This window comes from Tahibacter soli, assembly GCF_025717065.2.
GTDB classification, from domain to species: Bacteria; Pseudomonadota; Gammaproteobacteria; order Xanthomonadales; family Rhodanobacteraceae; genus Tahibacter; species Tahibacter soli.
This window is the reverse complement of sequence record NZ_JAOVZO020000020.1, coordinates 379,563-405,817: the sequence shown is the minus strand read 5'-3', so window position 1 is coordinate 405,817 and position 26,255 is coordinate 379,563. Positions and strand designations below refer to the sequence as shown.

Annotated in this window: 29 protein-coding genes, 2 tRNA genes and 1 other RNA gene; 23 read left to right on the top strand and 9 right to left on the bottom strand. The window is 68.9% G+C overall.

The window, feature by feature from the left end:
* Positions 1-81: 81 nt before the first annotated feature.
* Positions 82-1,365 (top strand): cytochrome c family protein, encoded by a 1,284-nt coding sequence (locus OD750_RS22765; RefSeq protein WP_263544375.1) that lies wholly within the window; start codon positions 82-84, stop codon positions 1,363-1,365.
* A 153-nt stretch (positions 1,366-1,518) separates the two neighbouring features.
* Here the strand turns inward: OD750_RS22765 and OD750_RS22760 are convergent, their stop codons facing one another.
* The gene (locus OD750_RS22760; RefSeq protein WP_263544374.1) at positions 1,519-2,220 is read right to left on the bottom strand and encodes a PP2C family protein-serine/threonine phosphatase; all 702 of its coding nucleotides are present in this window, start codon (positions 2,218-2,220) and stop codon (positions 1,519-1,521) included.
* Positions 2,221-2,539: 319 nt separating this feature from the next.
* Here OD750_RS22760 and OD750_RS22755 point away from each other — a divergent pair.
* Positions 2,540-2,629: transfer RNA gene (locus tag OD750_RS22755), tRNA-Ser, on the top strand.
* Between the two features lie 90 nt (positions 2,630-2,719).
* Positions 2,720-3,115, top strand: a complete 396-nt coding sequence (locus tag OD750_RS22750; RefSeq protein WP_263544373.1) for a DUF6165 family protein — start codon at positions 2,720-2,722, stop codon at positions 3,113-3,115.
* Between the two features lie 3 nt (positions 3,116-3,118).
* On the opposite strand, the gene OD750_RS22745 is transcribed toward OD750_RS22750, so the two are convergent.
* Positions 3,119-4,177, bottom strand: a complete 1,059-nt coding sequence (locus OD750_RS22745; protein WP_263544372.1) for a glycosyltransferase family 9 protein — start codon at positions 4,175-4,177, stop codon at positions 3,119-3,121.
* 55 nt (positions 4,178-4,232) lie between these two features.
* Here OD750_RS22745 and OD750_RS22740 point away from each other — a divergent pair, with 55 nt between their 5' ends.
* From OD750_RS22740 to OD750_RS22685, 12 genes are all read left to right on the top strand, one after another.
* Positions 4,233-4,982: a 3-deoxy-D-manno-octulosonic acid kinase gene (locus tag OD750_RS22740; protein WP_263544371.1), complete on the top strand. Its 750-nt coding sequence runs from the start codon at positions 4,233-4,235 to the stop codon at positions 4,980-4,982.
* Positions 4,979-5,749 (top strand): MBL fold metallo-hydrolase, encoded by a 771-nt coding sequence (locus OD750_RS22735; RefSeq protein WP_263544370.1) that lies wholly within the window; start codon positions 4,979-4,981, stop codon positions 5,747-5,749. Before OD750_RS22740 ends, OD750_RS22735 begins: the two co-directional genes overlap by 4 nt.
* Before the next feature lie 20 nt (positions 5,750-5,769).
* Positions 5,770-6,792, top strand: a complete 1,023-nt coding sequence (gene moaA / locus OD750_RS22730) for a GTP 3',8-cyclase MoaA (RefSeq protein ID WP_263544393.1) — start codon at positions 5,770-5,772, stop codon at positions 6,790-6,792.
* Positions 6,793-7,269 carry a cyclic pyranopterin monophosphate synthase MoaC gene (moaC, locus tag OD750_RS22725; RefSeq protein WP_263544369.1) on the top strand — a complete coding sequence of 159 codons (477 nt, stop codon included), beginning with the start codon at positions 6,793-6,795 and terminating at the stop codon, positions 7,267-7,269.
* On the top strand, positions 7,266-7,505 hold the full coding sequence (locus OD750_RS22720; RefSeq protein WP_263544368.1) for a MoaD/ThiS family protein: 240 nt from the start codon (positions 7,266-7,268) through the stop codon (positions 7,503-7,505). The genes moaC and OD750_RS22720 overlap by 4 nt, the downstream gene beginning before the upstream one ends.
* On the top strand, positions 7,502-7,951 hold the full coding sequence (locus tag OD750_RS22715; RefSeq protein ID WP_263544367.1) for a molybdenum cofactor biosynthesis protein MoaE: 450 nt from the start codon (positions 7,502-7,504) through the stop codon (positions 7,949-7,951). Before OD750_RS22720 ends, OD750_RS22715 begins: the two co-directional genes overlap by 4 nt.
* 73 nt (positions 7,952-8,024) lie before the next feature.
* A tRNA-Ser gene (locus OD750_RS22710) sits at positions 8,025-8,117 on the top strand.
* A gap of 56 nt (positions 8,118-8,173) precedes the next feature.
* Positions 8,174-8,270: signal recognition particle sRNA small type (ffs, locus tag OD750_RS22705), an RNA gene on the top strand.
* A gap of 398 nt (positions 8,271-8,668) precedes the next feature.
* Positions 8,669-10,441 (top strand): DNA polymerase III subunit gamma/tau, encoded by a 1,773-nt coding sequence (dnaX, locus tag OD750_RS22700; protein ID WP_263544366.1) that lies wholly within the window; start codon positions 8,669-8,671, stop codon positions 10,439-10,441.
* Between the two features lie 24 nt (positions 10,442-10,465).
* Positions 10,466-10,789 carry a YbaB/EbfC family nucleoid-associated protein gene (locus OD750_RS22695; RefSeq protein ID WP_263544365.1) on the top strand — a complete coding sequence of 108 codons (324 nt, stop codon included), beginning with the start codon at positions 10,466-10,468 and terminating at the stop codon, positions 10,787-10,789.
* Between the two features lies 1 nt (position 10,790).
* Positions 10,791-11,390: a recombination mediator RecR gene (recR, locus tag OD750_RS22690; RefSeq protein WP_263544364.1), complete on the top strand. Its 600-nt coding sequence runs from the start codon at positions 10,791-10,793 to the stop codon at positions 11,388-11,390.
* Between the two features lie 27 nt (positions 11,391-11,417).
* Positions 11,418-11,765: a histidine triad nucleotide-binding protein gene (locus OD750_RS22685; protein ID WP_263544363.1), complete on the top strand. Its 348-nt coding sequence runs from the start codon at positions 11,418-11,420 to the stop codon at positions 11,763-11,765.
* 46 nt (positions 11,766-11,811) lie between these two features.
* Here the strand turns inward: OD750_RS22685 and OD750_RS22680 are convergent, their stop codons facing one another.
* From OD750_RS22680 to OD750_RS22665, 4 genes are all read right to left on the bottom strand, one after another.
* Entirely contained in the window at positions 11,812-12,387 is a 576-nt protein-coding gene (locus OD750_RS22680; protein WP_263544362.1) for a Slp family lipoprotein, read from the bottom strand.
* Positions 12,388-12,537: 150 nt separating this feature from the next.
* Complete coding sequence (locus OD750_RS22675; RefSeq protein WP_263544361.1) at positions 12,538-14,502, bottom strand: transglutaminase TgpA family protein; 1,965 nt, start codon at positions 14,500-14,502, stop codon at positions 12,538-12,540.
* Complete coding sequence (locus OD750_RS22670) at positions 14,499-15,473, bottom strand: DUF58 domain-containing protein (protein ID WP_263544360.1); 975 nt, start codon at positions 15,471-15,473, stop codon at positions 14,499-14,501. Before OD750_RS22670 ends, OD750_RS22675 begins: the two co-directional genes overlap by 4 nt.
* Positions 15,473-16,432 (bottom strand): AAA family ATPase, encoded by a 960-nt coding sequence (locus OD750_RS22665; RefSeq protein ID WP_263544359.1) that lies wholly within the window; start codon positions 16,430-16,432, stop codon positions 15,473-15,475. The genes OD750_RS22670 and OD750_RS22665 overlap by 1 nt, the downstream gene beginning before the upstream one ends.
* Positions 16,433-16,448: 16 nt before the next feature.
* Between OD750_RS22665 and OD750_RS22660 the strand changes: the two genes are divergently transcribed.
* Positions 16,449-18,071, top strand: coding sequence for an ArnT family glycosyltransferase (locus OD750_RS22660; RefSeq protein ID WP_263544358.1), 1,623 nt, complete (start codon positions 16,449-16,451; stop codon positions 18,069-18,071).
* Here OD750_RS22660 and OD750_RS22655 read toward each other — a convergent pair.
* Genes OD750_RS22655 through OD750_RS22645 form a run of 3 tightly spaced genes read right to left on the bottom strand, consistent with a single transcriptional unit; the run spans position 18,068 to position 20,372 of the window.
* On the bottom strand, positions 18,068-19,345 hold the full coding sequence (locus OD750_RS22655; RefSeq protein ID WP_263544357.1) for a HEAT repeat domain-containing protein: 1,278 nt from the start codon (positions 19,343-19,345) through the stop codon (positions 18,068-18,070). The genes OD750_RS22660 and OD750_RS22655 overlap by 4 nt on opposite strands.
* Entirely contained in the window at positions 19,342-19,950 is a 609-nt protein-coding gene (locus tag OD750_RS22650; protein WP_263544356.1) for a Maf family protein, read from the bottom strand. The genes OD750_RS22655 and OD750_RS22650 overlap by 4 nt, the downstream gene beginning before the upstream one ends.
* Complete coding sequence (locus OD750_RS22645) at positions 19,947-20,372, bottom strand: hypothetical protein (RefSeq protein WP_263544355.1); 426 nt, start codon at positions 20,370-20,372, stop codon at positions 19,947-19,949. The genes OD750_RS22650 and OD750_RS22645 overlap by 4 nt, the downstream gene beginning before the upstream one ends.
* A 215-nt stretch (positions 20,373-20,587) precedes the next feature.
* On the opposite strand from OD750_RS22645, the gene OD750_RS22640 reads away from it, so the two are divergent.
* From OD750_RS22640 to fabF, 7 genes are all read left to right on the top strand, one after another.
* A complete protein-coding gene (locus tag OD750_RS22640; protein ID WP_263544354.1) occupies positions 20,588-21,100 on the top strand; it encodes a YceD family protein in 513 nt (170 codons plus the stop codon).
* A gap of 59 nt (positions 21,101-21,159) precedes the next feature.
* Positions 21,160-21,354 carry a 50S ribosomal protein L32 gene (gene rpmF / locus OD750_RS22635; RefSeq protein WP_263544353.1) on the top strand — a complete coding sequence of 65 codons (195 nt, stop codon included), beginning with the start codon at positions 21,160-21,162 and terminating at the stop codon, positions 21,352-21,354.
* A gap of 127 nt (positions 21,355-21,481) precedes the next feature.
* On the top strand, positions 21,482-22,453 hold the full coding sequence (locus OD750_RS22630; RefSeq protein WP_272842149.1) for a beta-ketoacyl-ACP synthase III: 972 nt from the start codon (positions 21,482-21,484) through the stop codon (positions 22,451-22,453).
* Between the two features lie 36 nt (positions 22,454-22,489).
* Entirely contained in the window at positions 22,490-23,446 is a 957-nt protein-coding gene (fabD, locus tag OD750_RS22625; protein WP_263544352.1) for an ACP S-malonyltransferase, read from the top strand.
* Positions 23,443-24,189: a 3-oxoacyl-ACP reductase FabG gene (gene fabG, locus OD750_RS22620; protein WP_263544351.1), complete on the top strand. Its 747-nt coding sequence runs from the start codon at positions 23,443-23,445 to the stop codon at positions 24,187-24,189. The genes fabD and fabG overlap by 4 nt, the downstream gene beginning before the upstream one ends.
* 298 nt (positions 24,190-24,487) lie before the next feature.
* Positions 24,488-24,727, top strand: a complete 240-nt coding sequence (gene acpP, locus OD750_RS22615) for an acyl carrier protein (RefSeq protein ID WP_133820841.1) — start codon at positions 24,488-24,490, stop codon at positions 24,725-24,727.
* A gap of 231 nt (positions 24,728-24,958) precedes the next feature.
* Positions 24,959-26,197 carry a beta-ketoacyl-ACP synthase II gene (gene fabF, locus OD750_RS22610; protein WP_263544350.1) on the top strand — a complete coding sequence of 413 codons (1,239 nt, stop codon included), beginning with the start codon at positions 24,959-24,961 and terminating at the stop codon, positions 26,195-26,197.
* Positions 26,198-26,255: the final 58 nt, after the last annotated feature.

The window sequence follows — 26,255 nt, the reverse complement described above, 5'->3', positions numbered from 1 at the left end:
GCACGCCTAGCCGCCGCCGGGCGTTCGCCGAACTGGGGAGATTTGGCGATGAGACTGCGTACCTGGATCGTTGCAGTATTCATGCTTTGCTGGTCCGCGTTTGCCGCCGCCACGGCGGTCGACGCGATCTATGCGCACAAGCACCTGGGCGTCGCGAGCTGTTCCAACAGCGTCTGCCACGGTGCATCGCAGGTATTTCGCGACTCGCACGTGCAGCAGAACGAGTTTGCGATCTGGCAGGAAACCGATCCGCACGCGAAGGCCTACGCGACGCTGTCGAACGCGGCGTCGAAGGACATCGCGCGCAAACTCGGCATCGGCGAGGCGACGCAGGCGAAGGTCTGCCTCGACTGCCACGCCGACAACATCGCGGCCGACCGACGGGGCGAGCGGTTCCAGCTCAGCGACGGCGTCGGCTGCGAGGCGTGCCACGGCGGCGCCGAGAACTGGCTCAACTCGCACGCGGACAAGTCGGTCAAGCACGCCGACAGCGTCGACAAGGGGCTGTACCCGACCGAAGATCCGGTCAGGCGCGCCGAACTGTGCCTGTCGTGCCACATGGGCACGCGCGACCGGATGATCACGCACCGGATCATGGGCGCGGGGCATCCGCGGCTCGCGTTCGAACTCGACACGTTCACCTGGCTCGGTCGCCCGCACTACGCGATCGACAAGGACTGGATCGAGCGCAAGGGCGAATGGAACGGCGTGCGCGACTGGGCGGTCGGTCAGGGCGTCGCCGCGACCAACCTGATCGACCAGCTGACCGATCCCAAGGCCGGCTGGCAGGGGATTTTTCCCGAACTGGTATTGTTCAATTGTTATGCCTGCCACAAGCGCATGTCGGACAAGAGCTGGGGGCCGCGCCAGGGTACCGGCCTGGGACCCGGCGTGGTGCGCCTGTACGACGCGAATCTCGTGATGTTCCGCCACGTGCTGGCCGCGGTCGACAAGACGGCGGCCAAACGCGTGCTCGACGAAACGCGCGCGCTGCACCGGGCCACCACGGAAAGCCGCGACGCGACGCTCGCGGCCGCGCGCCGCCTGCGTGCGACGCTGGACGAACTCGTGCCTCGCGTCGCCGCGGCATCGTTCGACGCGGCGAGCCTGACGACGATCCTCGCCGACATCGAAGCGGACGCCGCACGCGGCGAATACCGCGACTACGACGCGGCCGAGCAGGCGGTGATGGCGGCGCAGTCGGTGGTCGTCGCCTACGAGAATTCCGGCGCGATCGACAAGGGCAAGGCCGATGCGCTCAAGGCGAAGCTCGACGCGGCGTACGCGACGCTCAAGAACGAGAACAGCTATTCCATGGCGAGCTTCCAGAGCGCGCTCAAGGCGGTGAGGGCCGCGGCGCCGTAGCGCTTTGCACCCTCTCCCCCAAGCTTGCTTGGGGGAGAGGGCTGGGGTGAGGGGGGCGACGTATCGTGCTTCGTTTAGATCGAGGCAGCACTCGGCGTCGCCCCCTCACCCAACCCTCTCCCCCGACGGGGTCGGGAGAGAGGGCTCGAGCCGCTATCGCCGCCGGATCAGAATCACCGTGACGTTGTCCGACCCGCCGCCGTCGAGCGCCGCGAGTATCAGGTGATCGACGCATTCCTGCGCCGACAGGTCGGCGCGTGCCAGCACCTTGTCGATTCTCGCGTCTTCCACTTCTTCGGTCAGGCCGTCGCTGCACAAGAGAATCTGCATGCCGGGCTTCAACGTGCCCTTGATCGTTTCGACGCGCAGGCTTTGCGGATCGGTCACGCCCAGCGCCTGCGTCACGACATTGCGATGCGGATGCGTGCGCGCCTGCTCGGCCGTGATCGCGCCCTGTTCGATCAGTTCCTGCACGTACGAGTGATCCTGCGACAGCTGGCGCAGTTCGCCGTTCCACACGTATACGCGGCTGTCGCCGACCCAGGCCATGTCGAAGTCGTCGCCGTGCATGCGCACCGCCGCGACCGTCGTGCCCATCGGCAGCGCTTCGGCGCGCCGGCTCGAATGGCGGATGATTTCCTCGTCCGCGAGCTGGATCGCGCGGCCGATCGGCGTGCCTTTGCGCACCTCGTCGACGAGCGTGTCGCGCGCGATCGCGCTGGCGACCTCGCCGTGTTCGTGTCCGCCCATGCCGTCGGCCACCAGCCACAGGCCGAGTTCCGGATCGGCGTAGTAGGTGTCTTCGTTGTGCTCGCGCCGGAGGCCGACGTGCGAGCTGTGTCCGAATTCGATCATGCGCGAAGCCTGTCCAGGTCCTTAGGTGGCCATCGCCAACGCATCGCGAAGGCGTCAATGTGAACGCCGGCGCATGCGAAAAACGAACCTGACCATAGGATGCCGCCGCGCGCGGTCGCAAGGCAAGCCGCAACGCGGACTTGCCGCACGTTCTTCTCGCGGCGGCTCGCAAGTACGGGGCCGCGGATACGTTCGTTGCATCGATTCGCCCGGACCCGTTGTATCCGGACGCGGCTACCCGTATTATTCGCGGCCCTCGCCGACGACCCGGCGAGACGAATCCGACGCAGCGGCTTTACCGCCGTTGCGGCAACGGTTCGGAGAGGTGTCAGAGTGGTCGAATGAGCCAGACTCGAAATCTGGTGTAGGCGTAAGTCTACCGTGGGTTCGAATCCCACCCTCTCCGCCAGCAGTACCGGACGCCCCCGCCAGACGGGGGCGTTCGTTTTTCCGCGTCCCGCGCTCGGCTACACTGCGCGCCCGTCACGACGAGGCCGTCATGTCCCTCATCACCACACCGATCTCTCACGGCGAACTGATCGACAAGATCACGATCCTGGAGATCAAGTCCGAACGGATCGCCGACCCCGCCAAGCTCGCGAACGTGCGCAAGGAGCTCGATCTCCTCAACGCGATCTGGGCCGCCGACCCGATCTGCGCCGTCGACATCGCCGACGAGCGCGCGCGCTTGAAGCACGTCAACCAGACGCTGTGGGACATCGAAGACCGCATCCGTCTCAAGGAAAAAGCACAGGCGTTCGACGCCGAATTCATCGAACTGGCGCGCGCGGTGTATTTCCAGAACGACGACCGCGCCGCGGTCAAGCGCGAGATCAACGTCAAGCTCGGCTCGCAGCTGATCGAAGAGAAGTCGTATCAGAACTACAAGGCCTGACGGCTACCGCAACTGAGCGGCGAACGCGTCCAGCCGCTCGACGACGTCGTCGAGCGCGACGAGATCCATCACGCCGTCGTGTTCGATCTTCGTGCCCCAGGGCAGTTCCGCGGCCGGCTTGCCGCGGAACTTGCGTGCCGCGTCGTCGTAGCGGTCGACGCACCAGCGCCGGTCCGAATACGGTCCCGAGCGCGCGGGATTGCTCGCCGCATGCAGGCCGAGCACCGGCGTGCCGACCGCGTTGGCGATGTGCATCGGACCCGAATCGGGCGTCAGCACCAGGCTCGCGCGGCGCAGCAGCGCGAGCAGCTGCTTGAGCGTGTCCTTGCCGATCAGATCGATCGGCGCGCATTGCTTCACGCGCGCGAGGATCTCGTCGCCGAACTGCCGCTCGTAGGCGCTCGGCCCGCCGCACAGTGCGATGCGCATGCCGTGCCGCGTCGCCGCGTGATCCATCGCGGCGGCGTAGCGCTCCGGTCGCCAGTTGCGCAGGCGATGGCTCGAACACGGACTCACGAGCAGCGTCGGCGTATCGCCCGGCAGGTGCGTCTGCGCGAATTCGTGCGCGGCCGGCGGTATCGGAATGTCCCAGCGCACGTCGGTCTGTTTCAGTCCCAGCGGTTCGACGAAGCTGCCGATCGCGTCGAGCACGTGTTCGCCGCCGCGCGCCGGAATGCGCCGGTTGACGAACAGGCCGTGCAGGTCCTTCGCGCGCGCGGCGTCGTAGCCGATGCGGACGGGCGCACGTACGAGCGCGCTGACGAGGTTCGATCGCAGCGCGACCTGCATGTGCAGCAGCGCGTCGAAGCGCCGGCCGGCGAGACGGCGGCGCAGTTCGGCATAGCCGGCGAAGCCTTTGGCCTTGTCGAAAATCACGAATTCGACGCCTTCGAGGTCGCCCACGAGCCGCGCCTCGAGCTTGCCGACGATCCAGGTGACGCGCGTTTGCGGCCACGCGCGCGCGATCGTGCGCACGAGCGGCACGACGTGCGTGACGTCGCCCAGCGCGGACGTACGCAGCAGGCACAGGGATTCGGGCGCGGGCGGTGCCGGTGGGGACATGACGAATGCCTGGAATTCGGTTGAAATGCGCGCTGTGGACGCGATGTAAGACCCGATGAGCAAGGCGCAACGACAAATCACGGCGCAAGGCGCGATTCTCTTCGACGCGTCGCTGGCCGCACAAGCGCAGGAAGGCTGGTTCGAGCCGTCCTGGTGGCGTGCCGGCGGCGACACGTCGACGCCCGCGGGCGGTCGCGGCTCGGCGTTCATCGTCAGCGCGCCGTTCGGCGAATGCGTACTGCGCCACTATCGCCGCGGCGGCCTCGTCGCGCGCGCGCTCGGCGACCGATACCTGTGGACCGGCGAGGCGCGCACGCGCGCGTTTGCCGAGTTCGCGCTGCTGCAGACGCTCGCCGAGCGCGGACTGCCGGTGCCGGTGCCGGTTGCCGCGCGCTACGTGCGCAGCGGGCCGTTCTATCGCGCCGATCTGCTGATGCGGCGTATTCCACAAAGCGAAACGCTCGCGCAGCGGCTCGCCGCCGAGCGCGCCGACGCCGCGGCCTTCGGGCGCGTCGGTACGGCGATCGCGCAGTTTCACACGGCCGGCGCGTATCATGCCGACCTCAATGCGCACAACATCATGCTGACCGACGAGCGCGTGTATCTGATCGACTTCGATCGCGGCGAGCTGCGCGCGCCCGAACGCGGCTGGCAGCGCGAAAACCTCGAGCGCCTGAAGCGTTCGCTCGCCAAGATCGGCACGCGCGATCTCGACGCGCGTTGGAGTGCGCTCGAACGCGGCTACGGCGAGCGCATGGGCCGCGCCGACGCCGCAAGGGCGCCGGAGCGGGGTGTGCGCACATGAACCTCGCGCTGCGCTTTCTCGGTGTCGGCTCGTCGCAGGCGGTCGAGCTCGGCTCGTCCGGCGCCGTGATCGAGCGCGACGGCGAACCGATGCTCCTCATCGACTGCGGCCCTGAGACGTTGAGCCGCTATCTCGACGCGTACGGCCTGCCGCCCGCGGCGATCTACGTGACGCATACGCATCTGGATCACGTCGGCGGCTTCGAGCGGCTGTTCACCAAACTGTATTTCGATACCGTACGGCGCGGCGCCACCCGCGTGTTCGCGCACGCGGCGCTCGTGCCGCTGCTCCACGCGCGCGTCGCGGACTATCCGAACGTGCTCGCCGAAGGCGGCGCGAATTTCTGGGACGCGTTCCGGCTTGTGCCGGTGTCGCGCGGCTTCTGGCTCGACGATCTGTGGTTCGACGTGTTCGCGGCGCGCCACCACGCGCCCGACACCGCGTTCGCGCTCGCGCTGCGCGGCAGCTTCGTGTGGACCGGCGATACGCGGCCGATACCGGAAATGCTCAGCCGCTACGCCGCCGCCGGCGAACTCGTCGCGCACGACTGCGGCCTCGTCGGCAATCCGTCGCACAGCGGGCTCGACGATATCGAGCGCGAGTATCCGCTCGACCTGCGCTCGCGGCTCGTGCTGTATCACTACGGCAGCGCCGCCGACGGCGCGACGATGGCCGGTCGCGGCTATCGCGTCGCGAAGCCCGGCGAGCGCGTTGCGCTCAAGCGCGCGAGCGAGCCGATGCCGGCCGATGCGGCGCGCACGCCGTGAGTCGCGCGATTCCGCTGCAGATGGTCGATGCGCCGCCGCGCGACGCGTTCGGTCGTGTGCTGACCGATCTGCGCATTTCGGTCGTCGACCGCTGCAATTTCCGCTGTCCGTACTGCCTGCCCGAAGACCAGTATCCCGAGCACCATCCGTTTCTCGACAAGCGCGAACGCCTGTCGTTCGAGGAAATCGTGCGTCTCACCGGCATCTTCGCGGGCCTCGGCGTGACCAAGCTGCGCCTGACCGGCGGCGAGCCGCTGCTGCGCCGGGAGCTGCCGAAGCTCGTGTCGTGGCTCGCCAACGTGCCGGGCATCGCCGACATCGCGATGACGACGAACGGCACCTTGCTGCCGCGCAGCGTCGAGGCGTTGCGCGAGGCCGGTTTGTCGCGCATCACGTTGAGCCTCGACAGCCTGGATCCGGCGATCTACCGGCAGCTGTCGGGCCGCCGCGGCGAGGTCGATGAGGCGCTCGCGGCGATCGATGCCGCCGAACGCGCGGGCTACGCGTCGCTCAAGATCAACTGCGTCGTCATGCGCGGCATCAACGACGACGGCGTGCTCGATCTCGTCGCGCGCTTTCGCGGCACGCCGCACGTCGTGCGCTTCATCGAATACATGGACGTCGGCACGCTCAACGGCTGGGAGCGCGGCAAGGTCGTGCCGAGCGCCGAACTCGTCGCGCGCATCGGCGAACGCTGGCCGCTGCACGCGATCGACCGCGCGCAGCGCCACGACGTGGCCGAGCGCTACGCGTTCGACGACGGCGCCGGCGAAGTCGGTTTCATCAGTTCCGTGACGGCGCCGTTCTGCGGCGACTGCACGCGCGCGCGCCTGTCGGCCGACGGAAAACTGTATACCTGCCTGTTCGCGAACGAAGGCTTCGATTTGCGCGCGCTGTTGCGCGACGGCGCCGGCGACGACGCGATCGGCGCGGCCGTCGCGGGTCTGTGGGCCGCGCGCGACGACCGCTATAGCGAGCGCCGCGCGATCGAACGCGCGCGCGGCAACGATCATCGCGTCGAAATGTTCGCGATCGGAGGATAGATGAGCCTTACGCACCTCGATGCCGAAGGTCGGCCGCGCATGGTCGACGTCGGCGACAAGGCCGTCACCGCGCGCCGCGCGGTGGCACAAGCGCGCGTGCGGTTTCCGCCCGACGTCGCCGCGGAACTGTTGCGCACCGGCATGCGCGGCAAGAAGGGCGCGATCGTCGATACCGCGATCGTCGCCGGCACGATGGCGGCCAAGCGCACGCACGAACTGATTCCTTTCTGCCATCCGCTCGCGATCGAGCGTTGCGATTTCACCGTCGAATTCGTGTCGGAAACCGAGCTGGCGATTCGCTGCGAGGTCGCGCTGACGCACAAGACCGGCGTCGAGATGGAAGCGCTGACGGGCGCGAGCGTCGCGGCGCTGACCGTGTACGACATGTGCAAGGCGCTGTCGCACGAGATCGTGATCGCCGAGGTGCGCCTCATCGAGAAAAGCGGCGGACGGCGCGACGTCGGAGCGAAGTCATGAAATTTAAACTCCTGTATTTTGCATCATTGCGCGACCGCGCCGGCCGCGACGCCGAAGCGGTGGAATCGCAGGCGGCCGATCCGCGCGCGTTGTACGCGGAAGTCGACGCGCGCCATGGTCTGGGGCTTGCGCCCGAACGTCTGCGCGTGGCCGTGAACGGGCAGTTCGCGACGTGGGACCGGGCGCTCGCCGACGGCGACGAAGTGGTGTTCCTGCCGCCGGTGTCGGGCGGATGAGCGGCGCCTTCGACCTGAGCGACGCGCCGCTCGACCTTGCGGCGCTCGCGGGCGCGCTCGACAGCGCGAGCGCGGGCGCCTGCGTGACGTTCGAAGGCCGCGTGCGCAATCACAACGAGGGCAAGCCCGTCGTGCGGCTCGCGTATCAGGCGTACGCGGCGCTCGCGCGTGCCGAGGGCGAGCGCATCGTCGCCGAAGCGCATGAACGCTACGCGATCGAGCATGCGGCCTGCGTGCATCGCGTCGGCACGCTCGCGATCGGCGACGTCGCGGTGTGGGTGGGCGCGAGCGCGGCGCATCGCGACGCGGCGTTCGCGGCGTGCCGCTACGTGATCGACGAAATCAAGCGGCGCGTGCCGATCTGGAAGAACGAGTTCTACGCCGACGGCGAGTCGGGCTGGCTGCATCCGGACGGCACGCCGGTCGACGACGGCGCGGCCCGATAGACTTCGCCGGGGCTTGATAGTATTCTCCGCGCCCCTCGGTCTGCTCGCATGGAAGCGCCTGCGTGCCGGGAACGGAGCGATGTCCGAGCGGTTGAAGGAGCACGCCTGGAAAGTGTGTATACGGCTTAACACCGTATCGAGGGTTCGAATCCCTCTCGCTCCGCCAGATTTGCGGTAACGGCTTGAAGCGTCCGCGTCAGGCCTCAAGGTTTATGGTGGTTCCGTCGGTCCCCTCGCGACGATAGCTTGCAAACCCCGCCAGGCCCGGAAGGGAGCAACGGTAGTGAGTGATTCGGGTGCCGGGGTGTGGCTGGCGGAACCGCCGCTTGTTTCGAATGTCCGGCCGATGCAACGCGAGCGGCTCCGATGCTCTCGTCGCCAAAGCGCGGTCCGCGATTTCCCCTCGTTCCGATCGACCGTGTCCGGTGCTGCGAGCGCGCGGCACGCGTCGGTCGCGTGGATGCGCCACGTTCCGGCGCCAGGCCCGGTCGTTGCGTGGCGCCGGGACTTCGCCGTCTGACAGCGCCCGGACGGCATTGACCGACCCGCACCGGATCGCGTTCGGCGAAATGCGCAAGAACCGCGGAAACCCGCTTTCCAACGCCGTCGCAAGAGCGCGTGCACGTCGACGAAGCGGCGAGTTCCGGCATTCGCTCGCTGAACACAAGTCGATGCGGGACCATGGCACAATCGTCGCTTGGTTCGAAGGATCGCGCGATGTCTTATCAGGTTCTTGCGCGCAAGTGGCGCCCGAAGAAATTCAGTGAACTCGTCGGTCAGGAGCACGTCGTGCGGGCGCTCAGCAACGCGCTCGACGGCGGGCGACTGCACCACGCGTTTCTGTTCACCGGCACGCGCGGCGTCGGCAAGACGACGATCGCGCGCATCTTCGCCAAATCGCTCAACTGCGAACGCGGCCAGTCGTCTCAGCCGTGCGGCGAATGCCGCGCGTGCCTGGACATCGACGCCGGCCGCTTCGTCGATCTTCTGGAAATCGACGCCGCGAGCCACACGGGCGTCGACGACGTGCGCGAGATGATCGAAAACGCGCAGTACGCGCCGGCGCGCGGACGCCAGAAGGTCTATCTCATCGACGAAGTGCACATGTTGTCGCGCAACGCGTTCAACGCGCTGCTCAAGACGCTCGAAGAGCCGCCCGAACACGTCAAGTTCCTGCTCGCCACGACCGATCCGCAGAAGCTTCCGGTCACCGTGCTGTCGCGCTGCCTGAAGTTCAATCTCAAGCGCCTGTTGCCCGACCAGATCGGCGGCCAGATGCGCCACATCCTCGATGCCGAAGGCATCGCCTTCGACGCTCCCGCCATCGCGATGCTCGCCAAGGGCGCCGACGGTTCGCTGCGCGACGGCCTGTCGCTGCTCGACCAGGCGATCGCGTACTCCGGCGGCGCCGTGCGCGCCGACGACGTGCGCGCGATGCTCGGCACGATCGAACGCGCGCAGGTCGCGCGTCTCGCCGACGCGATCGTCGCCGGCGACGGCGGCGCGCTGATGGGCGAGGTCGCCAAACTCGCTGAATTCTCGCCGGACTTCGGCATGGTGCTCGACGATCTGGCCGCGCTGCTGCACCGCGTGCAGTTGAAGCAGCTCGTACCGGACTACGCGAGCGACGACGGCGCCGAATCGGCCGATGTCGCGCGCCTGGCGGCCGCGCTCGGCGCCGAAGACGTCGCGTTGTACTACCAGCTGTGCGTCAGCGGCCGGCGCGATCTGCCGCTCGCGCCCACGCCGCGCGCCGGTTTCGAAATGGCGCTGTTGCGCCTGCTCGCGTTCGCGCCGGCAGCCGGCGGCGGTGCCGCGCCGCCCGCGCCGCGCTCGCCGTCCAGGCCGGTCGACATGCCGCCGCCGCCGACGGCGACCCCGACGACGCGCGCAGCGCCAATTGCGGCGCCCGCGCAGGCCGCCGCGACGGCGCCGACGCGCGGGTCGGGCATGCTCGGCGAGGCGCCGGCGCCGTACGGTGCGACGAGCTCGCTGCCGCCCTCGCGCGGGTCGGGCCTGCTGGCCGAAGCGCCCGCGCCGTATCACGCGGCACCGGAGCCTCCGGCGACCGTCGCGGCGCCACTGGAGGCGGCGACCGGTCCGCTCGTCGTCGACGACTGGATGCGCCTGATCGAGCAGGCCGGCCTCAAGGGACCGGTCGGTCAGCTGGCGCAGCATTCGGCGCTGCTCGGCGTCGAAGGCAACGCGCTCAGGCTTGGGTTGAAGCCCGAGCATGACCATCTCAACTCGGCGCCGATGGTGTCGATGCTCGAAGAGCGCATCGGCGCCGCGCTCGGGCGCCCGATCCGCGTGACGTTCGAGAAGACGCGCGCGGGTCTGCAAACGCCGGCCGATCTTGCCGCGCGCGCGCGCAGCGAACAGCAGCAGGAAGCCGAGCGCGCGCTCGAGGCCGATCCGTTCGTGCAGGCGGTCGTGCGCGATCTCGGCGGGCGCATCGTGCCGAATTCGGTGCGGCCGCCGGACGTCTGATTCCACTTTTGAGGGAGTTTTTTTATGCGTGGTCCGTTGGGCAACCTGATGCAGCAAGCGCAGAAGATGCAGGAAAATCTCAAGCGCGCGCAGGAAGAAATCGCGAAGCTCGAAGTCACCGGCAGCGCCGGCGGCGGCCTCGTCAGCGTCACGATGAACGGCCGCCACGAAGTGCGCCGCGTGCAGATCGACCGCAAGCTGATCGCCGACGACGCGGAAATGGCCGAAGACCTCGTCGCCGCCGCATTCAACGACGCGGCGAACAAGCTCGCGGCGCTGACGCAGGAGCGCATGGCCGGCGTCGCCGGCGGTCTGAACCTGCCGCCCGGAATGAATCTGCCGTTCTGACATGTCGACGTCGCCGCTGTTGGCAGAACTGATCGAAGCGCTGCGCTGCCTGCCCGGCGTCGGCGCGAAAAGCGCGCAGCGCATGGCGTTTCATGTGCTCGAACGCGATCGCGCGGGCGCGCGGCGGCTCGCCGAGCGGCTCGCCGCCGCGGTTGAGCGCATCGGCAACTGCCGGCGCTGCCGCGGCTTTTCGGAAACCGAGATCTGCACGTTCTGCGCGAGCGCGGCGCGCGATCGCGGTCTCCTGTGCGTCGTCGAAAGCCCGGTCGACCAGACGGCGGTGGAGCAGGCGACCGGCTACCGGGGGCTGTATTTCGTGCTGCTCGGACGCCTGAGCCCGCTCGACGGCCTCGGCCCGAAGGAACTCGGCATCGACCTTCTGACCGAGCGACTGGCCGAAGGCGAAGTGCGCGAGCTGATCGTCGCGACGAATCCGACGGTCGAGGGCGAGGCGACAGCGCACCTCTTGTCGCAGCTCGCGCGCGATGCCGGCGTTCGCGCGACGCGCCTCGCGCACGGCGTGCCGCTCGGCGGCGAACTCGAATTCATCGACCGCGGCACGCTCGCGCATGCGTTCGGCACGCGGCAGACGCTGCTGTAGATTCCGACGAGATCCCAAGGAACCGCGATGACCGATACGATTTTCGACAAGATCATCCGCCGCGAGATTCCCGCCGACGTCGTGTACGAAGACGACGACGTGCTCGCGTTCAAGGACATCGCGCCGCAGGCGCCGATCCACGTGCTGTTCATTCCCAAGCACGGCGCCGTGCCGACGCTCAACGACCTGACGCCGCAGAACGCCGGCATGGTCGCCAGGCTGTTTCTCGCGGCGTCGTCGTGGGCGCGTGCGCAGGGCTTCGCCGACGACGGCTACCGCTGCGTCATCAACTGCAACGCGCACGGCGGGCAGACGGTATTCCATCTGCACCTGCATCTGCTTGCCGGCAAGCCGCTCAAGTCCGGCTTCGCGTAGCCGATCGAGAATCCGCAACCCGGCATCTGCCGGGTTGTGGAGAACGCTACTTCGTGCGCGGCGGCGGTGCCGGATGCGGATGGTGCGGCCGCACCACGATGATCGGCGGGCCGAACGGGCGATACCAGAACGGATCCCAGCCGAAACCGTAGCCGTAGCCGAAACCGAAGCCCGGATACGGGTCGCTGTAGTAGGCGCGTGCGACGCGTTTTTCCCACAGATAGATCACGTCGGCGTCGACGCGCGGGTAGCGGTAGTCGTATTCGCCGACCTTGCGTTCTTCGGACCCGTCGAGCGTACCGGTGACGGTGACCTCGCGGCCCTTGGTGAACACTTCCGGATCGTAGAAGCCGCTGCGACAGGCCAGGAAGCGTCCGGCGCTCTCGTCGCGGCGGCGCGGCCTCGCGCTGTCGTCGAGTTCGCGGCCGAGAATTTCGAAGCAGCTGCGGTCGGCCGTGGTTTCGACGCGGATGATCTCGCCGCCCCAGCGTACGCGCTCGCCGCCGTTGCTCGCGGCGGCCGGCTTCGTGCTCGCGTATTCGCCTTGCAGCGGCTTGGGAACGGTCGCACACGCGCCCAGCGCGAGCGTGGACGCGGCGACGAGAACGGAAAGCGGACGCATAGGATTACCTCGCAGACTGACCTGAGTGACGTCCCGCAACGGTGTCGATCGCGTGGCGGTCGATCGCCGCTGCACTCGGAGCCATCACGCTCGTACGACGTTGGGGATTATCGGCGCGTCGCGCAAGTCCGGCCAGCCGATGCCGTTCGTTCAGCCGACCCTGAGCGTGGCGACGGCAACGGCGAACGCGCGCGCCGCGGCCGGATCGGGCTGTGCGCTCGCGTAGCGCAGCGCGACGTAGCGCGCGAACACCGCCTCGATCTCGCGCGCCGCCTGCGGAAAGCGCTGACGCAGGCGCTGCAGGTAGGCCTCCGGCCCTTCGGCCTCGTCGCGCGGCGCGCCGGCGCGCGCCAGACGCCGATTGAGCCTGCGATACGCGCGATCGACGGCATCGCCCGGGTCCCGGTCGCGCCGCAGCGCCCACAGCATCGCGAGCGTCACCAGCACGATCGAACCCGCGCCCAGCGCGATCGCCAGACTGCGCCACTGCGCGTGGTCGACGCCGAACTGCGCCAGCAGGTTCTGCTGATGCAGCGCGTTGAACTGCACGACGACCTTGTTCCACAGTTGATTGACGATGTCCCACTGATTGCGCAACGCGAGCAGCCATTCCGGACCGTGCCACGGCGCGTCGGCCGCGTTCGCGGCGCGGCTGCCGAGATTGACGCGCTCGGGGCTGACCGCGGCGGTCGGATCGACGCGCACCCAGCCCTGGCCGTCCTGCCAGATTTCCGACCAGGCGTGCGCGTCGGACTGGCGCACGACCATGTAGCCGCCGAGCGCGTTCCAGTAGCCGCCCTGGTAGCCGACGACGACACGCGCGGGAATGCCCGCCGCGCGCATCAGGAACGTGAACGACGACGAGAAGTGCTCGCAGTAGCCCGAGCGCGTCTCGAACATGAAATCGTCCATCGAGTCGCGGCCGAGCGGCGGCGGGTTGAGCGTGTACGAAAACCGCGCGTTGTACAGCGCGAGCGCGGCCTGCACGATCTCGCGGTCTTCGCCGTAGCGCGAGCGCCACTCGGCGGCGAGCGCGCGCAGGCGCGGGTTGTAGCCGGCGGGCAGCGACAGCGCGAGCTGGCGTTCATGCCGTGCCAGCGTGTCGTGGCGATACCGCAGCGCGGACGACACGCGGTACGGCGTCACGTCCATGACCGGCTTTTCGTTGACCAGCGTGAATTCGGCGTTGCGGTACGCGCCGTTCGGCGCGGCGAGCGGCAGGTCGAGCGCGAACAGCCAGCGCTGCTGCGTCGGTTCGAGCACGATTTCGTACGACAGCGGCGCCGAAAGCGCTTCGAAGCGCGGCGACGCGTCGCGCACCGGCGGCGACGGCATATGCGTCCACTCGGTGCCGTCGAAGTGGTACATCACGAGTCCGCGCCAATAGCGCTGCGTCGGCGGCGGCGGCGCGGGAGCGTCGAACGTGACGCGAAACGCCGGGCTGTCGTCGGCGATCAGTTCGGCGAGGCCGCCGGGCGTCATGGTGTCGCTGATGCCGGTGCGTCCCTGGTCGGGTGAGGGCGCGCCCCACAGCGGTTCGCCCAGGCGCGGCAGAAACAGGAACGCGACGAGCGCGAGCGGCGCGGCGCCGAGCACCGCGAACGCGGCCTGCGGCACGCCGCGGCGCAGGTCGGCGAGCGTCGCCGCCGCCGGCTTGAGCGCAAGGTCGTCGCGCGGTTCGAGCGCGCGCAGCAGGATGATCTGCGGCAGCAGCGCCAGCGCGACGAAGCCGCTCATCACGAGGCTCTGGTCGAACAGCAGCGCGGCCATCAGCACGAAGCACGCGAACGTCACGGCGGCGCGCGCGTCGCGCGGTTTTTCGCTCTCGGTGAACTTGAGCACCAGCATGCCGACCGCGAGCACGCTGCCGGGTTCGCGTCCGAACAGGTTGCCGTACTGCGCGACCACCGCGGCCGGCAGCGCGAGCGTCAACGGCAGCCGCACCCAGATCGGCACCGCGCCGAGATCGGCGCGCCGTGCGCGCTGCAGCCAGCGCGCGCCGAGCACGAACGCCATTGCCGCAATGATCCACAACGGCAGATGCGGCGCGTGCGCGGCGAGCGCGACCAGTATCGCGATCGCGAGCAGATTGAACTGGCGTGCGTCGAGCCTCACGGCAGCAGCGCCAGCGCTTCGAGACAGCGGTGCCGGTGCGCGGTGCCGACGTCGGGCCCGAGCCGTTCGTTCGGCGTCGCCAGCGTATACGGCCGGTGCTGTTCTTCGGCCGCGAGCACCCAGCGCGCGAGCCGCGCGATGCGCGCCTCGTGGTCGAGCCCTTCGAGCGCGGCGAAGTCGAACACGAGTTCGCGGCCGGCGATCTGCTCGGGCTCGCGCACGACCAGGCGGTCCAGACGCGCGCTCGCCTTCCACGCGATCATGCGGCGCGCGTCGGTTTCGCGGTACTCGCGCAGGCTGCCGTACTCGTCGCCGCTTTCGCGCAGATGACGGGGGCCGGCGTCGCGCGCGCTTTCCGGCGGCGGCGGTCCGAACGTTTCCGGACGCGGATACACCAGCAGCCGCACCTGCGGATTGAGCCAGCTCCACGGCCGGAACAGACCGTAGGGCCAGCTCGTCCACAGGCGCACGCGCGGCAGCGCGACGAGGCCGCGGCGCTGTGTCGGCAGACCCACCACGACGCGCGTCGGCGTCGCGCGCGCGGTCGCGAACGCGACGGTCGCGTCTTCCAGTTGCGCGCGCAGCGCTTCGCGCGCGCGGTTGCCGGGATCGAAATGCAGTTCCACCTGCAGCGCGTCGCCGGCGAAAACGGGCGCCGCGTGCACGCCGCGCAGCGTCAAGCCGTCGAGCGCGCGATAGCCGCCGAGCACCGAGAGAAACGCGATCGACCCGAGCAGGCACGTCAGCAGCAGCGCCGGATTGTTGCCGTAGTTCAGCGCGCCGAGCGCCATCACCGAGAGCATCGCGCCGAACACGCCGCCGAACAGCGTCGGCAGCACGTAGATGCGCCGCTGGTGCAGGCGGATCGGCAGCGCTTCGGGCCGGCGCAGGTGCGTCAGCGCCGGCAGCCGGCGTTCGGCGAACGCGACGAGCCGCAGCCGGCGCGCGCGCCACGCGGCGGCGAGCGCCATCAACGCACCGCGACGTCGGTCAGGAGCGCCCGCGCCAGCGTCTCGCGATCGCGGCTGCCGTGGCCCGCCGGCGTCAGGCGATGGCCGGCGACCGGCACGAACACGGCCTGCACGTCTTCGGGCAGGCAGTAGCCGCGTCCCGACAGCACCGCGTGCGCGCGCGCCGCGGCGAGCAGCGCGATGCCGGCGCGCGGCGACAGGCCGACGCGGATTTCCGGATGCGCGCGCGTCGCGCCGATCAGCGCCTGCAGATAGTCGATCAGCGCCGGGCTCGCCAGCACGCTCGCGCTGTGCTTGCGCAGCGCGACGATCTGGTTCGCGTCCATGCACGGCGCGAGCGTCGAGATGAGCTGCTGGCGGTCGGGCGCGGTCAGGAGCGCGCGTTCGGCCTCGCGGCTCGGATAGTCGAGGCTGATGCGCAACATGAAGCGGTCGAGCTGCGAATCGGGCAGCGGGTACGTGCCGGCGAGATCGAGCGGATTCTGCGTCGCGACGACGAAGAACGGCGCCGGCAGCGTGTGGCTGCGGCCGTCGACGGTGACCTGCTGCTCGGCCATGGCCTCGAGCAGCGCGCTCTGCGTCTTCGGCGTCGCGCGGTTGATTTCGTCGGCGAGCAGCAGCTGCGCGAACAGCGGCCCCGGGTGGAATTCGAAGCGGTTGCGGTCGCGTTCGAAGATGCTCACGCCGATAATGTCCGACGGCAGCAGGTCGCTCGTGAACTGGATGCGCTGGAACGAAAGGTCCAGCGTCGCGGCCAGCGCGTGCGCGAGCGTGGTCTTGCCGACGCCGGGCAGGTCTTCGATCAGGAGGTGCCCGCCGGCGAGAATGCTCGCGAACGCGAGCCGGATCTGCGCCGGTTTGCCGAGCACGACGCTGTTGACCTGCGCGACCGCGCGGTCGAGGCTGGTGGAGAGGGCCGCGTCGAGCGTGACGGCGGTGTCGGGCGAGGCATGGGTCATAGGCGAAGGATGCGGCGTGCAGGGTGATCCGAGTGTAGAGCGCAACGATGACGCGCGGCGAGACGCGGCGTTCTCGTTTTGGACGATTTGGGCGGCGTCGCTCGCGATCAAGGTGTGGATCGCCGCGACGCTCGCGCCGTTCGGCGACGAGGCGTTCTACTGGCAGGAGAGCCGCGCGCTCGCGTGGTCGTACACCGACCTGCCGCCGCTGACCGCGTGGCTGATCCGCTTCGGCGAAGCGGTCTGCGGCCACGGCGAGTTCGGCATGCGCAGCGCGTTCCTCGCGCTGGGCGCGGCGATACCGGTGCTCGTGTACCGCCTCGGCGCGCGCACGTTCGGCGAGCGCGCCGGCGCGCTCGCCGGCATCGCGTGGATGCTGCTGCCGCTCGGCGCCACGCTCGGCGCGCTCGCGCTGCCCGACGTGCCGCTGACGTTCGCGACCGTGCTCGCGCTCGGCGCACTCGTGCGCGCGCTGGGACGCGACGGGATCGGACGCGACCGGCCGGCCGACTGGCTGGTGCTGGGCGTCGCGCTCGCACTCGCGTGGCTCAGCCACTACCGCGCCGCGATGTTGCTGCCGGCCGGCCTCGCGGTGCTCGCGGCGAGCGCGTTCGGCCGTCCCGCCTGGCGCCGGCCCGGCCTGTGGCTCGCGCTCGCGCTCGGCGTGGTGGGGCTGGTTCCGCTCGTCGTGTTCAACGCGCGGCACCACTGGTCGGGTGCGACGTTCCAGCTCGTCGACCGGCATCCCTGGCGGTTCCAGCCCGACGCGCTCGTGCAGCCGCTCGAACAGGCGATCGTGTCGACGCCGCTGCTGTACGCGCTGATGCTTTACGCGCTGTGGCGGTGCTGGCGGCGGCGCGGCGAGGCCGCGCACTGGGCCGTGTTCGCGTGGACCGGCATCGTGCTCGTCGGCGGCTACTTCGCGTTCGGCCTGTTCGCCGACGACGTGCGCTTTCGCGTGCACTGGCCGCTGCCGGGCTACGTGCCGGCGCTCGTCGCGCTGCCGGTCGTGCTCGATTTGCGGCGTCGTGGAAACCGGTATTTGTTCGCCGCGGCGCTCGCGCTCGCGGCGGTCGGCAGCGCGGTCGCGCTCGGCTATCTCGCCGCCGCGGCGCAGCCGTCGCTCGCGGGGAAGCTCGCCGACGTCAAGGCGTTTCCGGAAAACTTCGTCGGCTGGCGCGAAGCCGCCGCGCGCACGCGCGTGCATCTCGACGCGCTGCGCGCCGAACACGGCGATGCCGCGCTCGTCGCCGACAATTTCCTGCTCGCGGCGGAACTCGACTTCCGCTACGACGGCGGCGAAACCGTCTACGCGCTCGACCACAAGCTCAACACGAAGCACGGTCGCGCGCCGCAGCTCGCGCTGTGGCGTCGCGACGAGGCGGCGCTCGCCGATGCGCCGGGCCGCGCGGTGCTGCTCGTGGTCGAGGAGTCGGCCGGCCGCGAACGCGACAAGCCGGCGTGGCTCGCGAGCCTGTGCCGCCGCGTCGCCGGACTGACGCCGGTCGAGCGGCTGACGATGTACGGCGGGCGCAAGGTGTTCGCGTGGTATCGCGGGCGGGTGCCGCGGGCAGGCGAGGCATCGTGCGGTACGGAAGTCGACCGGTCTGCGACGCAAACCGGTTCGCCGGAGCCTTAGCCGCCGAGATCCCCGATCGCCTGGTCGACGACAGCCTTGAGCTGCCGTGGCGTCAGATCGGCGCCGCGTGTGCCGCCCTTGAGCGGTTCGTTCGGGTCCGCGTTCGCGAGATCGGCCTGCAGCTGTCGCAGCGCCGTCAGCGCGGACTTGTCGCGCAGTTCGACCAGCGCGTAGACGATCGCAAACTGGATGCCTCGTCGGCTCGTCGGCAGCCGCTGGATCAGCGGCTCGAGCGCACGGGGCGAGCCCGAGGTACCGAGCGATTCGATCGCGCTGAGCTTGACGAGGTCGTCCGGGTCGTCGAGAAGGGCGATGAGTTTGTCGATCGTCGAAGACGGCAGGGGCGCCCCGATGCGGCCAATCGACAGCGCGGCGAAGTTGCGAATCTTCGGCGAAGCGTGTCCCAGCATCGCGTCGAGTTCCGGAAGCGCCTGGGCTGCCCGAAGTTCGCCGAGCGTGGAGGCGATGAGCGCGGCGTCCTCGTCTTTTGCCGTCCGCAACCGCTCGATCAGCACGGGTACCGCACGCGCGTCGCCAAGTTCTTGCGCATTTTGCAGGAACATCGAAAGCCGCCCGCCGCTGGCGTTGCGCAATCCGAGTTCGAGCTGGTGCCAGGCCACCTCCGCGGCGCGCCGTTCGCCGTCGAGCGCGTAGCGGTCGAACGCTTGCTTGACCAGGGTCGGCGATGCGTCGAGATGGCGTCCGTTGTAGCGGTAGCCGCCGTTGTCGTAGGCGGCGAGCGTTACCGCGAGCAGATGGCCGATTCCGCGATAGCGTATCGATCGATCGCCGTCCTCGGAAAAGTACCGCGCGATCGTCTGCGATCCGCCGCAATCGAGCAGGAGGTATTCCTTGGCGTCGAGCATCCCCAGCGGCAGGTGCGTGCGCAACCAACCGTCCTTGGACACCTTGTCCGCGTAGCGTCGCAGTCGCTTCGATTCCTGGACGACCTGATCGAGCGGCAGCCAGTCGTAGCCGGGAACGAAGTGTTCGATACCGTCACGCCATCCGTACATTGCGCGCAACGGCGTCGGAAGCGGGCATGGCAGTTCGCGTTCCAGCGCGTCGATGCGTTCCGGCGACAAGGCTTCGGCGCGTTTGCCGCGCGGATCGAAATGCCGGTCGAGTGCCGCAAGCGTCGCGGCGATGTCGATGACGGTGTCGGAACCGTTGACGTCGAGGGTCGGCTGCACTTGCGGGAACTCCACGGTCGAACCGTCGCACGCCTGCAGCAGCAGCGCGACAACGAGAATCAGGTTTCGCGCGTGCCTCACAGCACCTCCACACCCGCCTCGCGCAACAACCGCGCGAGCGCTATCAGCGGCAATCCCACGAGCGCGCTCGGATCGTCGTTCTCGATGCGTTCGAACAGCGCGATGCCGAGCCCTTCCGACTTGAAGCTGCCGGCGCAGTCGAGCGGGTTTTCGCGTTCGACGTAGCGTTCGATCTCGTGGGCCGTCAGCGCCCGAAACGCCACGCGCGTGACATCGAGCGCTTCGAACACGCGAGCCTCGCTGCCGCGCGCATCGACGAGCGCGAGCGCCGTGAAGAATTCGACGCTCCGGCCGCCGCACGCGGCGAGCTGCGCGCGCGCGTTTTCGACCGTGCCCGGCTTGCCGAGCACGCGATCGTCGAACGCCGCGACCTGGTCCGAGCCGATCACGAGCGCGCCGGGGCTCGTCTGCGCGACGGCATGCGCCTTCGCGCGCGCCAGCCGCGTCGCGAGCGCGCGCGGCGCTTCGCCGTCGAGGCGCGTCTCGTCGACGTGCGGCGCGACCTGGCGAAACCGCGGCGTCAGCCTGCGCAGCAGGTCGGCGCGATAGCGCGACGTCGAACCGAGCACGAGATCGACGTTGTCGAGCGATACCGGCGTCGTCATCGCCCCTGCGCCTCCTGCAGCGCCTGCGTGATGTCGGCCAGCCGGTCGAGCTGCTCGTCCATCGCGCGGTGCGACTGGCGCAGCGCGGCCACCGCGTTGTCGAGTTCGGGCTGGGCCGCGTCGACGGCGTGCTGCTTGATCCACAGCCGGTGCTGCAACAGGTCGCGCAGCGCGGCCTGGACCTTGTCGTCGGCGGTCAGCGCCTCGTCGGCGTCGACGATCATTTCCTCGGGCAGGTCCTGCAGCATGCCGCGCAGCGTCTGCATGCGTTCGCGGCAGGTCAGGAGCTGGCGTTCCAGCGCGTCGGCGCCGTCGAGCAGCGCGCGGATCGCCGTTTCGCGGCGGCGCCAGCGGCGCTCGCGCAGCGCGAACGCGATACCGCCCAGCGACAGCACCGCAGCGATTACAATGAAATACGTCATTCGTTCAGCCTGTACAATGCGCGCAGTCTGCCCGAACGCCCGACCGGGCGTAAACCGCCGCAATACGCGGCAAAACCGCCTAAGTTACGGGCCGGGCGCTGTTTTCGGTTGACTTCCGGGCGCGCGGAACCTATTCTCGCGCGCCCACTCTGCGCTACCGGCCGCGATCGTCACGCGTCCGCGCCCGCTGTTTGGCCGAGAGCGAGGTTGTAGCAATGCAAGCGATTCCTGACACGGTGGACGCCTGGCGCATGGTTACCGCGCGGCGCACGTTCCAGGGCAGCCTGCCGGTCGCCGGCCTCTCGCGTCTCGTCGAAGCCCTCGCGGACCCGACCGGAACGGTCGACTACGACGTGGAATTCGGCCGCGACGAGCTCGGTGTGGCGTTCTTCGCGATCCGTGCGCGAACCGAGTTGCGTTTGACGTGCCAGCGCTCGCTGGAGCCGTTTGCATTGCCCGTCGCGATCGACACCCGTCTGGGGCTGATCGTGCGGGAAGAGGAAGAGGCGGGACTGCCGCCGGGTTACGAGCCGCTGCTGCTCGAATCCGCCGAGTTCAATCCTGCCGACGTGATCGAGGACGAATTGCTGCTGGCCTTGCCGCTGATTGCGGTCAAGCCCGGTCTCGAAGAGTCCGAGGCAAGCTGGTCGACCGGGCCTGACGAAGCGCCCGAACCGGAGCGGGGCAATCCGTTCGCCGTTCTGGATCGACTGAAGAAAAGCGGGTAGGCGCGGCATCGGCCGCTCCGGACGCCCGGACCGAGCAACAGCGTTTTTGGAGAGTTCCCATGGCAGTTCAGAAATCCCGCAAGACCCCGTCGACCCGCGGCATGCGCCGTTCGCACGATGCGCTGACGGCCAAGCAGCTGTCGACCGACCCGACGTCGGGCGAGGTCCACATTCGTCATCACATCACGAAGGACGGCTACTACCGCGGCCGCAAGGTCATCGACACGAAGTCGACGGTTCCGTCCGAAGATTGATCGTTCGGGCCACACGGCCTGACCGATAAGATTCCGGCGCTGCGGCGCCGGAATTCGTTTGCGCCCGCGTGAAGGCGCGGCGCTTGCCCGGCACTCCGCTCGCGCGGAAATTTCCGAGGACACGGCTCTGATCCACTCACGCATCGCGGGCACCGGCAGCTATCTGCCGGAAAAGATCCTGACCAACGCCGATCTGGAAAAACTCGTCGACACGAGCGACGAATGGATCCAGACGCGCACCGGCATCCGCCAGCGCCACGTCGCCGCGGAAGGCCAGACCACGTGCGACCTCGCCGAGCAGGCGGCGCTCGCCGCGCTCGAGGCCGCCGGCGTCAAGGCGTCCGAGATCGATCTTCTGATCGTCGGCACGACCACGCCCGATCTCATCTTTCCGTCGACAGCGTGTCTCCTGCAGCATCGCCTGGGCGCGAACGGCTGCGCCGCGTTCGACGTCAACGCCGCGTGCTCGGGCTTCGTCTACGCGCTGTCCGTCGCCGACAAGTTCATCCGCTCCGGCGCCGCGCGCAAGGCGCTCGTCGTCGGCGCCGAAACGCTCACGCGCATGCTCGACTGGTCCGACCGCGCCACCTGCGTGCTGTTCGGCGACGGCGCCGGCGCCGTGGTGCTCACGGCCGACACCGAGCCCGGCATCATCTCCACGCACCTGCACGCCGACGGCGCGTACAAGGAGCTGTTGTGGAACCCCGTCGGCGTCTCGGTCGGTTTCAAGCCGGAAGAGAAGAACGCCGGCGTGCGCGTGCTGATGGCCGGCAGCGACGTGTTCAAGGTCGCGGTCAAGACGCTCGATGCGGTCGTCGAGGAAACGCTCGCGGCGAACGATCTTTCGAAGTCCGCGATCGACTGGCTGATTCCGCATCAGGCGAACCTGCGCATCATCCAGGCCACCGCCAAGCGCCTCGACATGCCGATGGATCGCGTCATCGTCACGGTCGACAAGCACGGCAACACGTCGTCCGGCTCGGTGCCGCTCGCGCTCGACTACGCGGTGCGCTCGGGCAAGGTGCAGCGCGGCCAGCTTCTGCTGATCGAAGCGTTCGGCGGCGGCTTCACCTGGGGCTCGGCGCTCGTTCGCTACTGAGCCGCGTCGGGTTTCGACAAAAACCAAAAGAATACTATGTCCGATAGTTCACTCGCGTTCGTTTTTCCGGGGCAGGGCTCGCAGTCGGTCGGCATGCTGGCCGAACTCGCGGCGGCCGAACCGCTCGTCGCGCAGACGTTCGAAGAGGCTTCCGCCGGCGTCGGCAAGGATCTGTGGGCGCTCGCGCAGGGCGGTCCCGACGACGAACTCAACCGCACCGAAAACACGCAGCCGGCACTCCTGGCCGCGTCGGTCGCCGTGTGGCGCATCTGGCGCGCGCGCGGCGGCGCCGCGCCGGCGCAGTTCGCCGGCCACAGCCTCGGCGAATATTCCGCGCTCGTGTGCGCCGGCGCGCTGTCGCTGGCCGACGCCGCGGCGCTCGTCGCCGAACGCGGCCGCCTGATGCAGGCCGCGGTGCCGGCCGGCGTCGGCGCGATGGCGGCGATCCTCGGCGGCGACGACGCGACGATCGCGGAAGTCTGCGCCGAAGTCGCCGGCGACGAGATCGTTTCCGCGGCGAACTACAACTCGCCGGGCCAGCTCGTCATTGCCGGCCATGCCGCGGCGGTCGATCGCGCGATCGCGCGCCTCGCCGAACTCGGCGTGAAGAAGGCCGTGAAACTCGCCGTGAGCGTGCCGTCGCATTGCGCGCTGATGACCGATGCGGCCGATCGACTCGCCGAACGCATGGCCTCGCTCGCGTGGTCGCTGCCGGCCATTCCAGTCGTGCAGAACGCCGACGCCGTCGCGCACGACACGCTCGACGCGATCCGCGATGCGCTGAAGCGCCAGCTGTTCCTGCCGGTGCGCTGGACGCAGTGCGTGCAGCGCCTCGCGGCGAACGGCGCGACGCGCGCGGCCGAATGCGGTCCGGGCAAGGTGCTCGGCGGTCTGATCAAACGCATCGACAAGAGCGTCGAATCGCGCGCGCTCGGTGCGCCCGCCGACCTCGAACAAGCGCTCGCCGACTGGCGCCAAGGAGACAACGGATGACCCAGCAGCAACTGCAAGGCGAAATCGCGCTCGTGACCGGCGCCAGCCGCGGCATCGGCGCGGCGATCGCGCAGCGTCTCGCGGCCGAAGGCGCGAAAGTGATCGGCACGGCGACGAGCGCCGCGGGCGCGGCCGCGATCGGCGAGGCGCTCGCCGCGCACGGCGGCGCGGGCCGCGTGCTCGACGTCACCGACGGCGCCGCCGTCGACGCGCTGATCGACGCGATCGGCAAGGAATTCGGCGCGGTCTCGATCCTCGTCAACAACGCCGGCATCACGCGCGACCAGCTGCTGATGCGCATGAAGGACGACGACTGGAACGCGATCCTCGACACCAACCTGAGCTCGGTCTACCGCACGTCCAAAGCGGTGATGCGCGGCATGATGAAGGCGCGCAAGGGGCGCATCGTCAACATCGCCTCGGTGATCGGCGTGACCGGCAATCCCGGTCAGGCGAACTACGCGGCGGCGAAGGCCGGCATCATCGCGTTCTCGAAATCGCTCGCGCGCGAAATCGGTTCGCGCGGCGTGACCGTCAACGTCGTCGCGCCGGGCTTCATCGATACCGACATGACGCGCGCGCTGCCGGAAGAACAGCGCACGGCGCTGCTCGGCCAGATCGCGCTCGGCCGCCTCGGCCAGCCCGACGACATCGCCAACGCGGTGGCGTTCCTGGCGTCGCCGGGCGCGGCGTGGATCACCGGCGAAACCCTGCACGTCAACGGCGGCATGTACATGGCGTGACGGATTCGCGGCGTTCAGGCGGCCGATCGCGGCGTTGAGCCGCGCTGGCGCGGCCTGACGAAACAACAAGTTGCGACAATGCAGGCTTCAAACGCCCGTACCTAGCTGCACCGTCCCGATTCCTCTACAATCCGCGCGGTTTCATGACGCCATGGAAGCGCGGCCGCAGTCAGACGCGGCGCGCCCCGGGGGTGAAGACCGGAGCGGTAATGCGCCACACGCCGGGCGCGAAGATACATTGGCAGGAAGCCACTTCTTTCCTTTTGGATCAATTCCCTGTCGGGAGGTAGTCGCACACATGAGCAGCATCGAAGAACGCGTCAAGAAGATCGTCGTCGAACAACTCGGCGTCAAAGAAGACGAAGTCACCCAGAACGCCTCGTTCGTGGACGATCTCGGCGCCGACTCCCTCGATACCGTAGAGCTGGTGATGGCTCTGGAAGAAGAGTTCGAGTGCGAGATTCCGGACGAAGAGGCCGAGAAGATCACGACCGTGCAGCAGGCGGTCGACTACATCAAGGCGCACGTCAAGGCCTGATGTCGAGTACAACTCGAACGACAAGCTGCGCCGCCACGGCGCAGCTTGCGTTTTGGGATTCCATAGCGTTGCGGCCGCCGCGCGGTTGACGCGGCAACGCCACGCCATCTGCAGATCCGACCACGCCGACCGGCCGCGCGAGCGCGCGCCGCATCGCCATACCAGGGCAGCGCCGGGACGGCCACGCCCGATCCGCCGCGGCGTGCGCGAACGTTCAATTGGAAGTTCACGATGAGCAAGCGACGCGTCGTCATTACCGGTCTTGGCATTTTGAGTCCCGTCGGCAACGACCTCGTCACGGCATGGAACAACGTCGTGTCGGGCGTCAGCGGCATCGGTCCGATCACGCATTTCGACGCCGCGGGCTATTCCACGCGCATCGCCGGCGAAGTGCGCGATTTCGACCCGACGCGCTGGATCGCGCCGAAGGACGTCAAGAAAATGGACCCGTTCATCCACTACGGCGTCGCCGCGTCGCTCGAAGCGATGAAGGATTCGGGCCTCGAAGTCACCGAAGCGAACGCCGAGCGCATCGGCGTTTCCGTCGGCGCCGGCATCGGCGGCATCACGACGATCGAACGCACGAGCCAGCAGCTCGCCGAAGGCGGACCGCGCAAGATTTCGCCGTTCTTCGTGCCGTCGACGATCATCAACATGATTTCCGGCCATCTGTCGATCATGACCGGCATCAAGGGCCCGAACCTCGCGACCGTCACTGCGTGCACGACCGCGACGCACAACATCGGCCTGGCCGCGCGCCTGATCGCGTACGGCGACGCCGACGTGATGGTGGCCGGCGGCGCCGAGTACGCGACGACGGGCACGGCGATCGGCGGCTTCTGCTCGGCGCGCGCGATGTCGCATCGCAACGATGAACCGACGCGCGCGAGCCGTCCGTGGGACAAGGATCGCGACGGCTTCGTGCTGGCCGACGGCGCCGGCGTCGTCGTGCTCGAAGAATACGAACACGCCAAGGCGCGCGGCGCGCGCATCTACGCCGAACTCGCCGGTTTCGGCATGAGCGGCGACGCGTACCACATGACGTCGCCGAGCGAGAACGGCGAGGGCGCGGCGCGCTGCATGGCCAACGCGCTCAAGGATGCCGGCCTCAACCCGACCGACGTGCAGTACATCAACGCGCACGGCACCTCGACGCCGGCCGGCGATCTCGCCGAGACGCAGGCGACGAAGACGTGCTTCGGCGACTACGCGCACAAGGTGATGGTGTCGTCGACGAAGTCGATGACGGGCCATCTGCTCGGCGCCGCGGGCGGCGTGGAAGCGATCTTCAGCGTGCTGGCGATGCATCACGGCGTCGTGCCGCCGACGATCAACCTCGACGAACCGGGCGAGGGCTGCGACCTCGACTACGTGCCGAACACGGCGCGCGACGCGCAGCTCGACATCGTGCTGTCGAACTCGTTCGGGTTCGGCGGGACGAACGGGACGCTGGTGTTCCGGCGGGTTTGACGCTCGTCTGAAGCCCTCTCCCCGAGCCTGCTCGGGGAGAGGGTGGGGTGGCCGCTCC

What these genes read in the sequence shown, in the direction of transcription:
- OD750_RS22765 (WP_263544375.1), top strand. Translation starts at nt 82, where the DNA reads ATGCTTTGCTGGTCCGCGTTTGCCGCCGCCACGGCGGTCGACGCGATC.
- OD750_RS22760 (WP_263544374.1), bottom strand. Translation starts at nt 2,220, where the DNA reads ATGATCGAATTCGGACACAGCTCGCACGTCGGCCTCCGGCGCGAGCAC.
- OD750_RS22750 (WP_263544373.1), top strand. Translation starts at nt 2,720, where the DNA reads ATGTCCCTCATCACCACACCGATCTCTCACGGCGAACTGATCGACAAG.
- OD750_RS22745 (WP_263544372.1), bottom strand. Translation starts at nt 4,177, where the DNA reads ATGTCCCCACCGGCACCGCCCGCGCCCGAATCCCTGTGCCTGCTGCGT.
- OD750_RS22740 (WP_263544371.1), top strand. Translation starts at nt 4,233, where the DNA reads ATGAGCAAGGCGCAACGACAAATCACGGCGCAAGGCGCGATTCTCTTC.
- OD750_RS22735 (WP_263544370.1), top strand. Translation starts at nt 4,979, where the DNA reads ATGAACCTCGCGCTGCGCTTTCTCGGTGTCGGCTCGTCGCAGGCGGTC.
- moaA (WP_263544393.1), top strand. Translation starts at nt 5,770, where the DNA reads ATGGTCGATGCGCCGCCGCGCGACGCGTTCGGTCGTGTGCTGACCGAT.
- moaC (WP_263544369.1), top strand. Translation starts at nt 6,793, where the DNA reads ATGAGCCTTACGCACCTCGATGCCGAAGGTCGGCCGCGCATGGTCGAC.
- OD750_RS22720 (WP_263544368.1), top strand. Translation starts at nt 7,266, where the DNA reads ATGAAATTTAAACTCCTGTATTTTGCATCATTGCGCGACCGCGCCGGC.
- OD750_RS22715 (WP_263544367.1), top strand. Translation starts at nt 7,502, where the DNA reads ATGAGCGGCGCCTTCGACCTGAGCGACGCGCCGCTCGACCTTGCGGCG.
- dnaX (WP_263544366.1), top strand. Translation starts at nt 8,669, where the DNA reads ATGTCTTATCAGGTTCTTGCGCGCAAGTGGCGCCCGAAGAAATTCAGT.
- OD750_RS22695 (WP_263544365.1), top strand. Translation starts at nt 10,466, where the DNA reads ATGCGTGGTCCGTTGGGCAACCTGATGCAGCAAGCGCAGAAGATGCAG.
- recR (WP_263544364.1), top strand. Translation starts at nt 10,791, where the DNA reads ATGTCGACGTCGCCGCTGTTGGCAGAACTGATCGAAGCGCTGCGCTGC.
- OD750_RS22685 (WP_263544363.1), top strand. Translation starts at nt 11,418, where the DNA reads ATGACCGATACGATTTTCGACAAGATCATCCGCCGCGAGATTCCCGCC.
- OD750_RS22680 (WP_263544362.1), bottom strand. Translation starts at nt 12,387, where the DNA reads ATGCGTCCGCTTTCCGTTCTCGTCGCCGCGTCCACGCTCGCGCTGGGC.
- OD750_RS22670 (WP_263544360.1), bottom strand. Translation starts at nt 15,473, where the DNA reads ATGGCGCTCGCCGCCGCGTGGCGCGCGCGCCGGCTGCGGCTCGTCGCG.
- OD750_RS22665 (WP_263544359.1), bottom strand. Translation starts at nt 16,432, where the DNA reads ATGACCCATGCCTCGCCCGACACCGCCGTCACGCTCGACGCGGCCCTC.
- OD750_RS22650 (WP_263544356.1), bottom strand. Translation starts at nt 19,950, where the DNA reads ATGACGACGCCGGTATCGCTCGACAACGTCGATCTCGTGCTCGGTTCG.
- OD750_RS22645 (WP_263544355.1), bottom strand. Translation starts at nt 20,372, where the DNA reads ATGACGTATTTCATTGTAATCGCTGCGGTGCTGTCGCTGGGCGGTATC.
- OD750_RS22640 (WP_263544354.1), top strand. Translation starts at nt 20,588, where the DNA reads ATGCAAGCGATTCCTGACACGGTGGACGCCTGGCGCATGGTTACCGCG.
- rpmF (WP_263544353.1), top strand. Translation starts at nt 21,160, where the DNA reads ATGGCAGTTCAGAAATCCCGCAAGACCCCGTCGACCCGCGGCATGCGC.
- fabD (WP_263544352.1), top strand. Translation starts at nt 22,490, where the DNA reads ATGTCCGATAGTTCACTCGCGTTCGTTTTTCCGGGGCAGGGCTCGCAG.
- fabG (WP_263544351.1), top strand. Translation starts at nt 23,443, where the DNA reads ATGACCCAGCAGCAACTGCAAGGCGAAATCGCGCTCGTGACCGGCGCC.
- acpP (WP_133820841.1), top strand. Translation starts at nt 24,488, where the DNA reads ATGAGCAGCATCGAAGAACGCGTCAAGAAGATCGTCGTCGAACAACTC.
- fabF (WP_263544350.1), top strand. Translation starts at nt 24,959, where the DNA reads ATGAGCAAGCGACGCGTCGTCATTACCGGTCTTGGCATTTTGAGTCCC.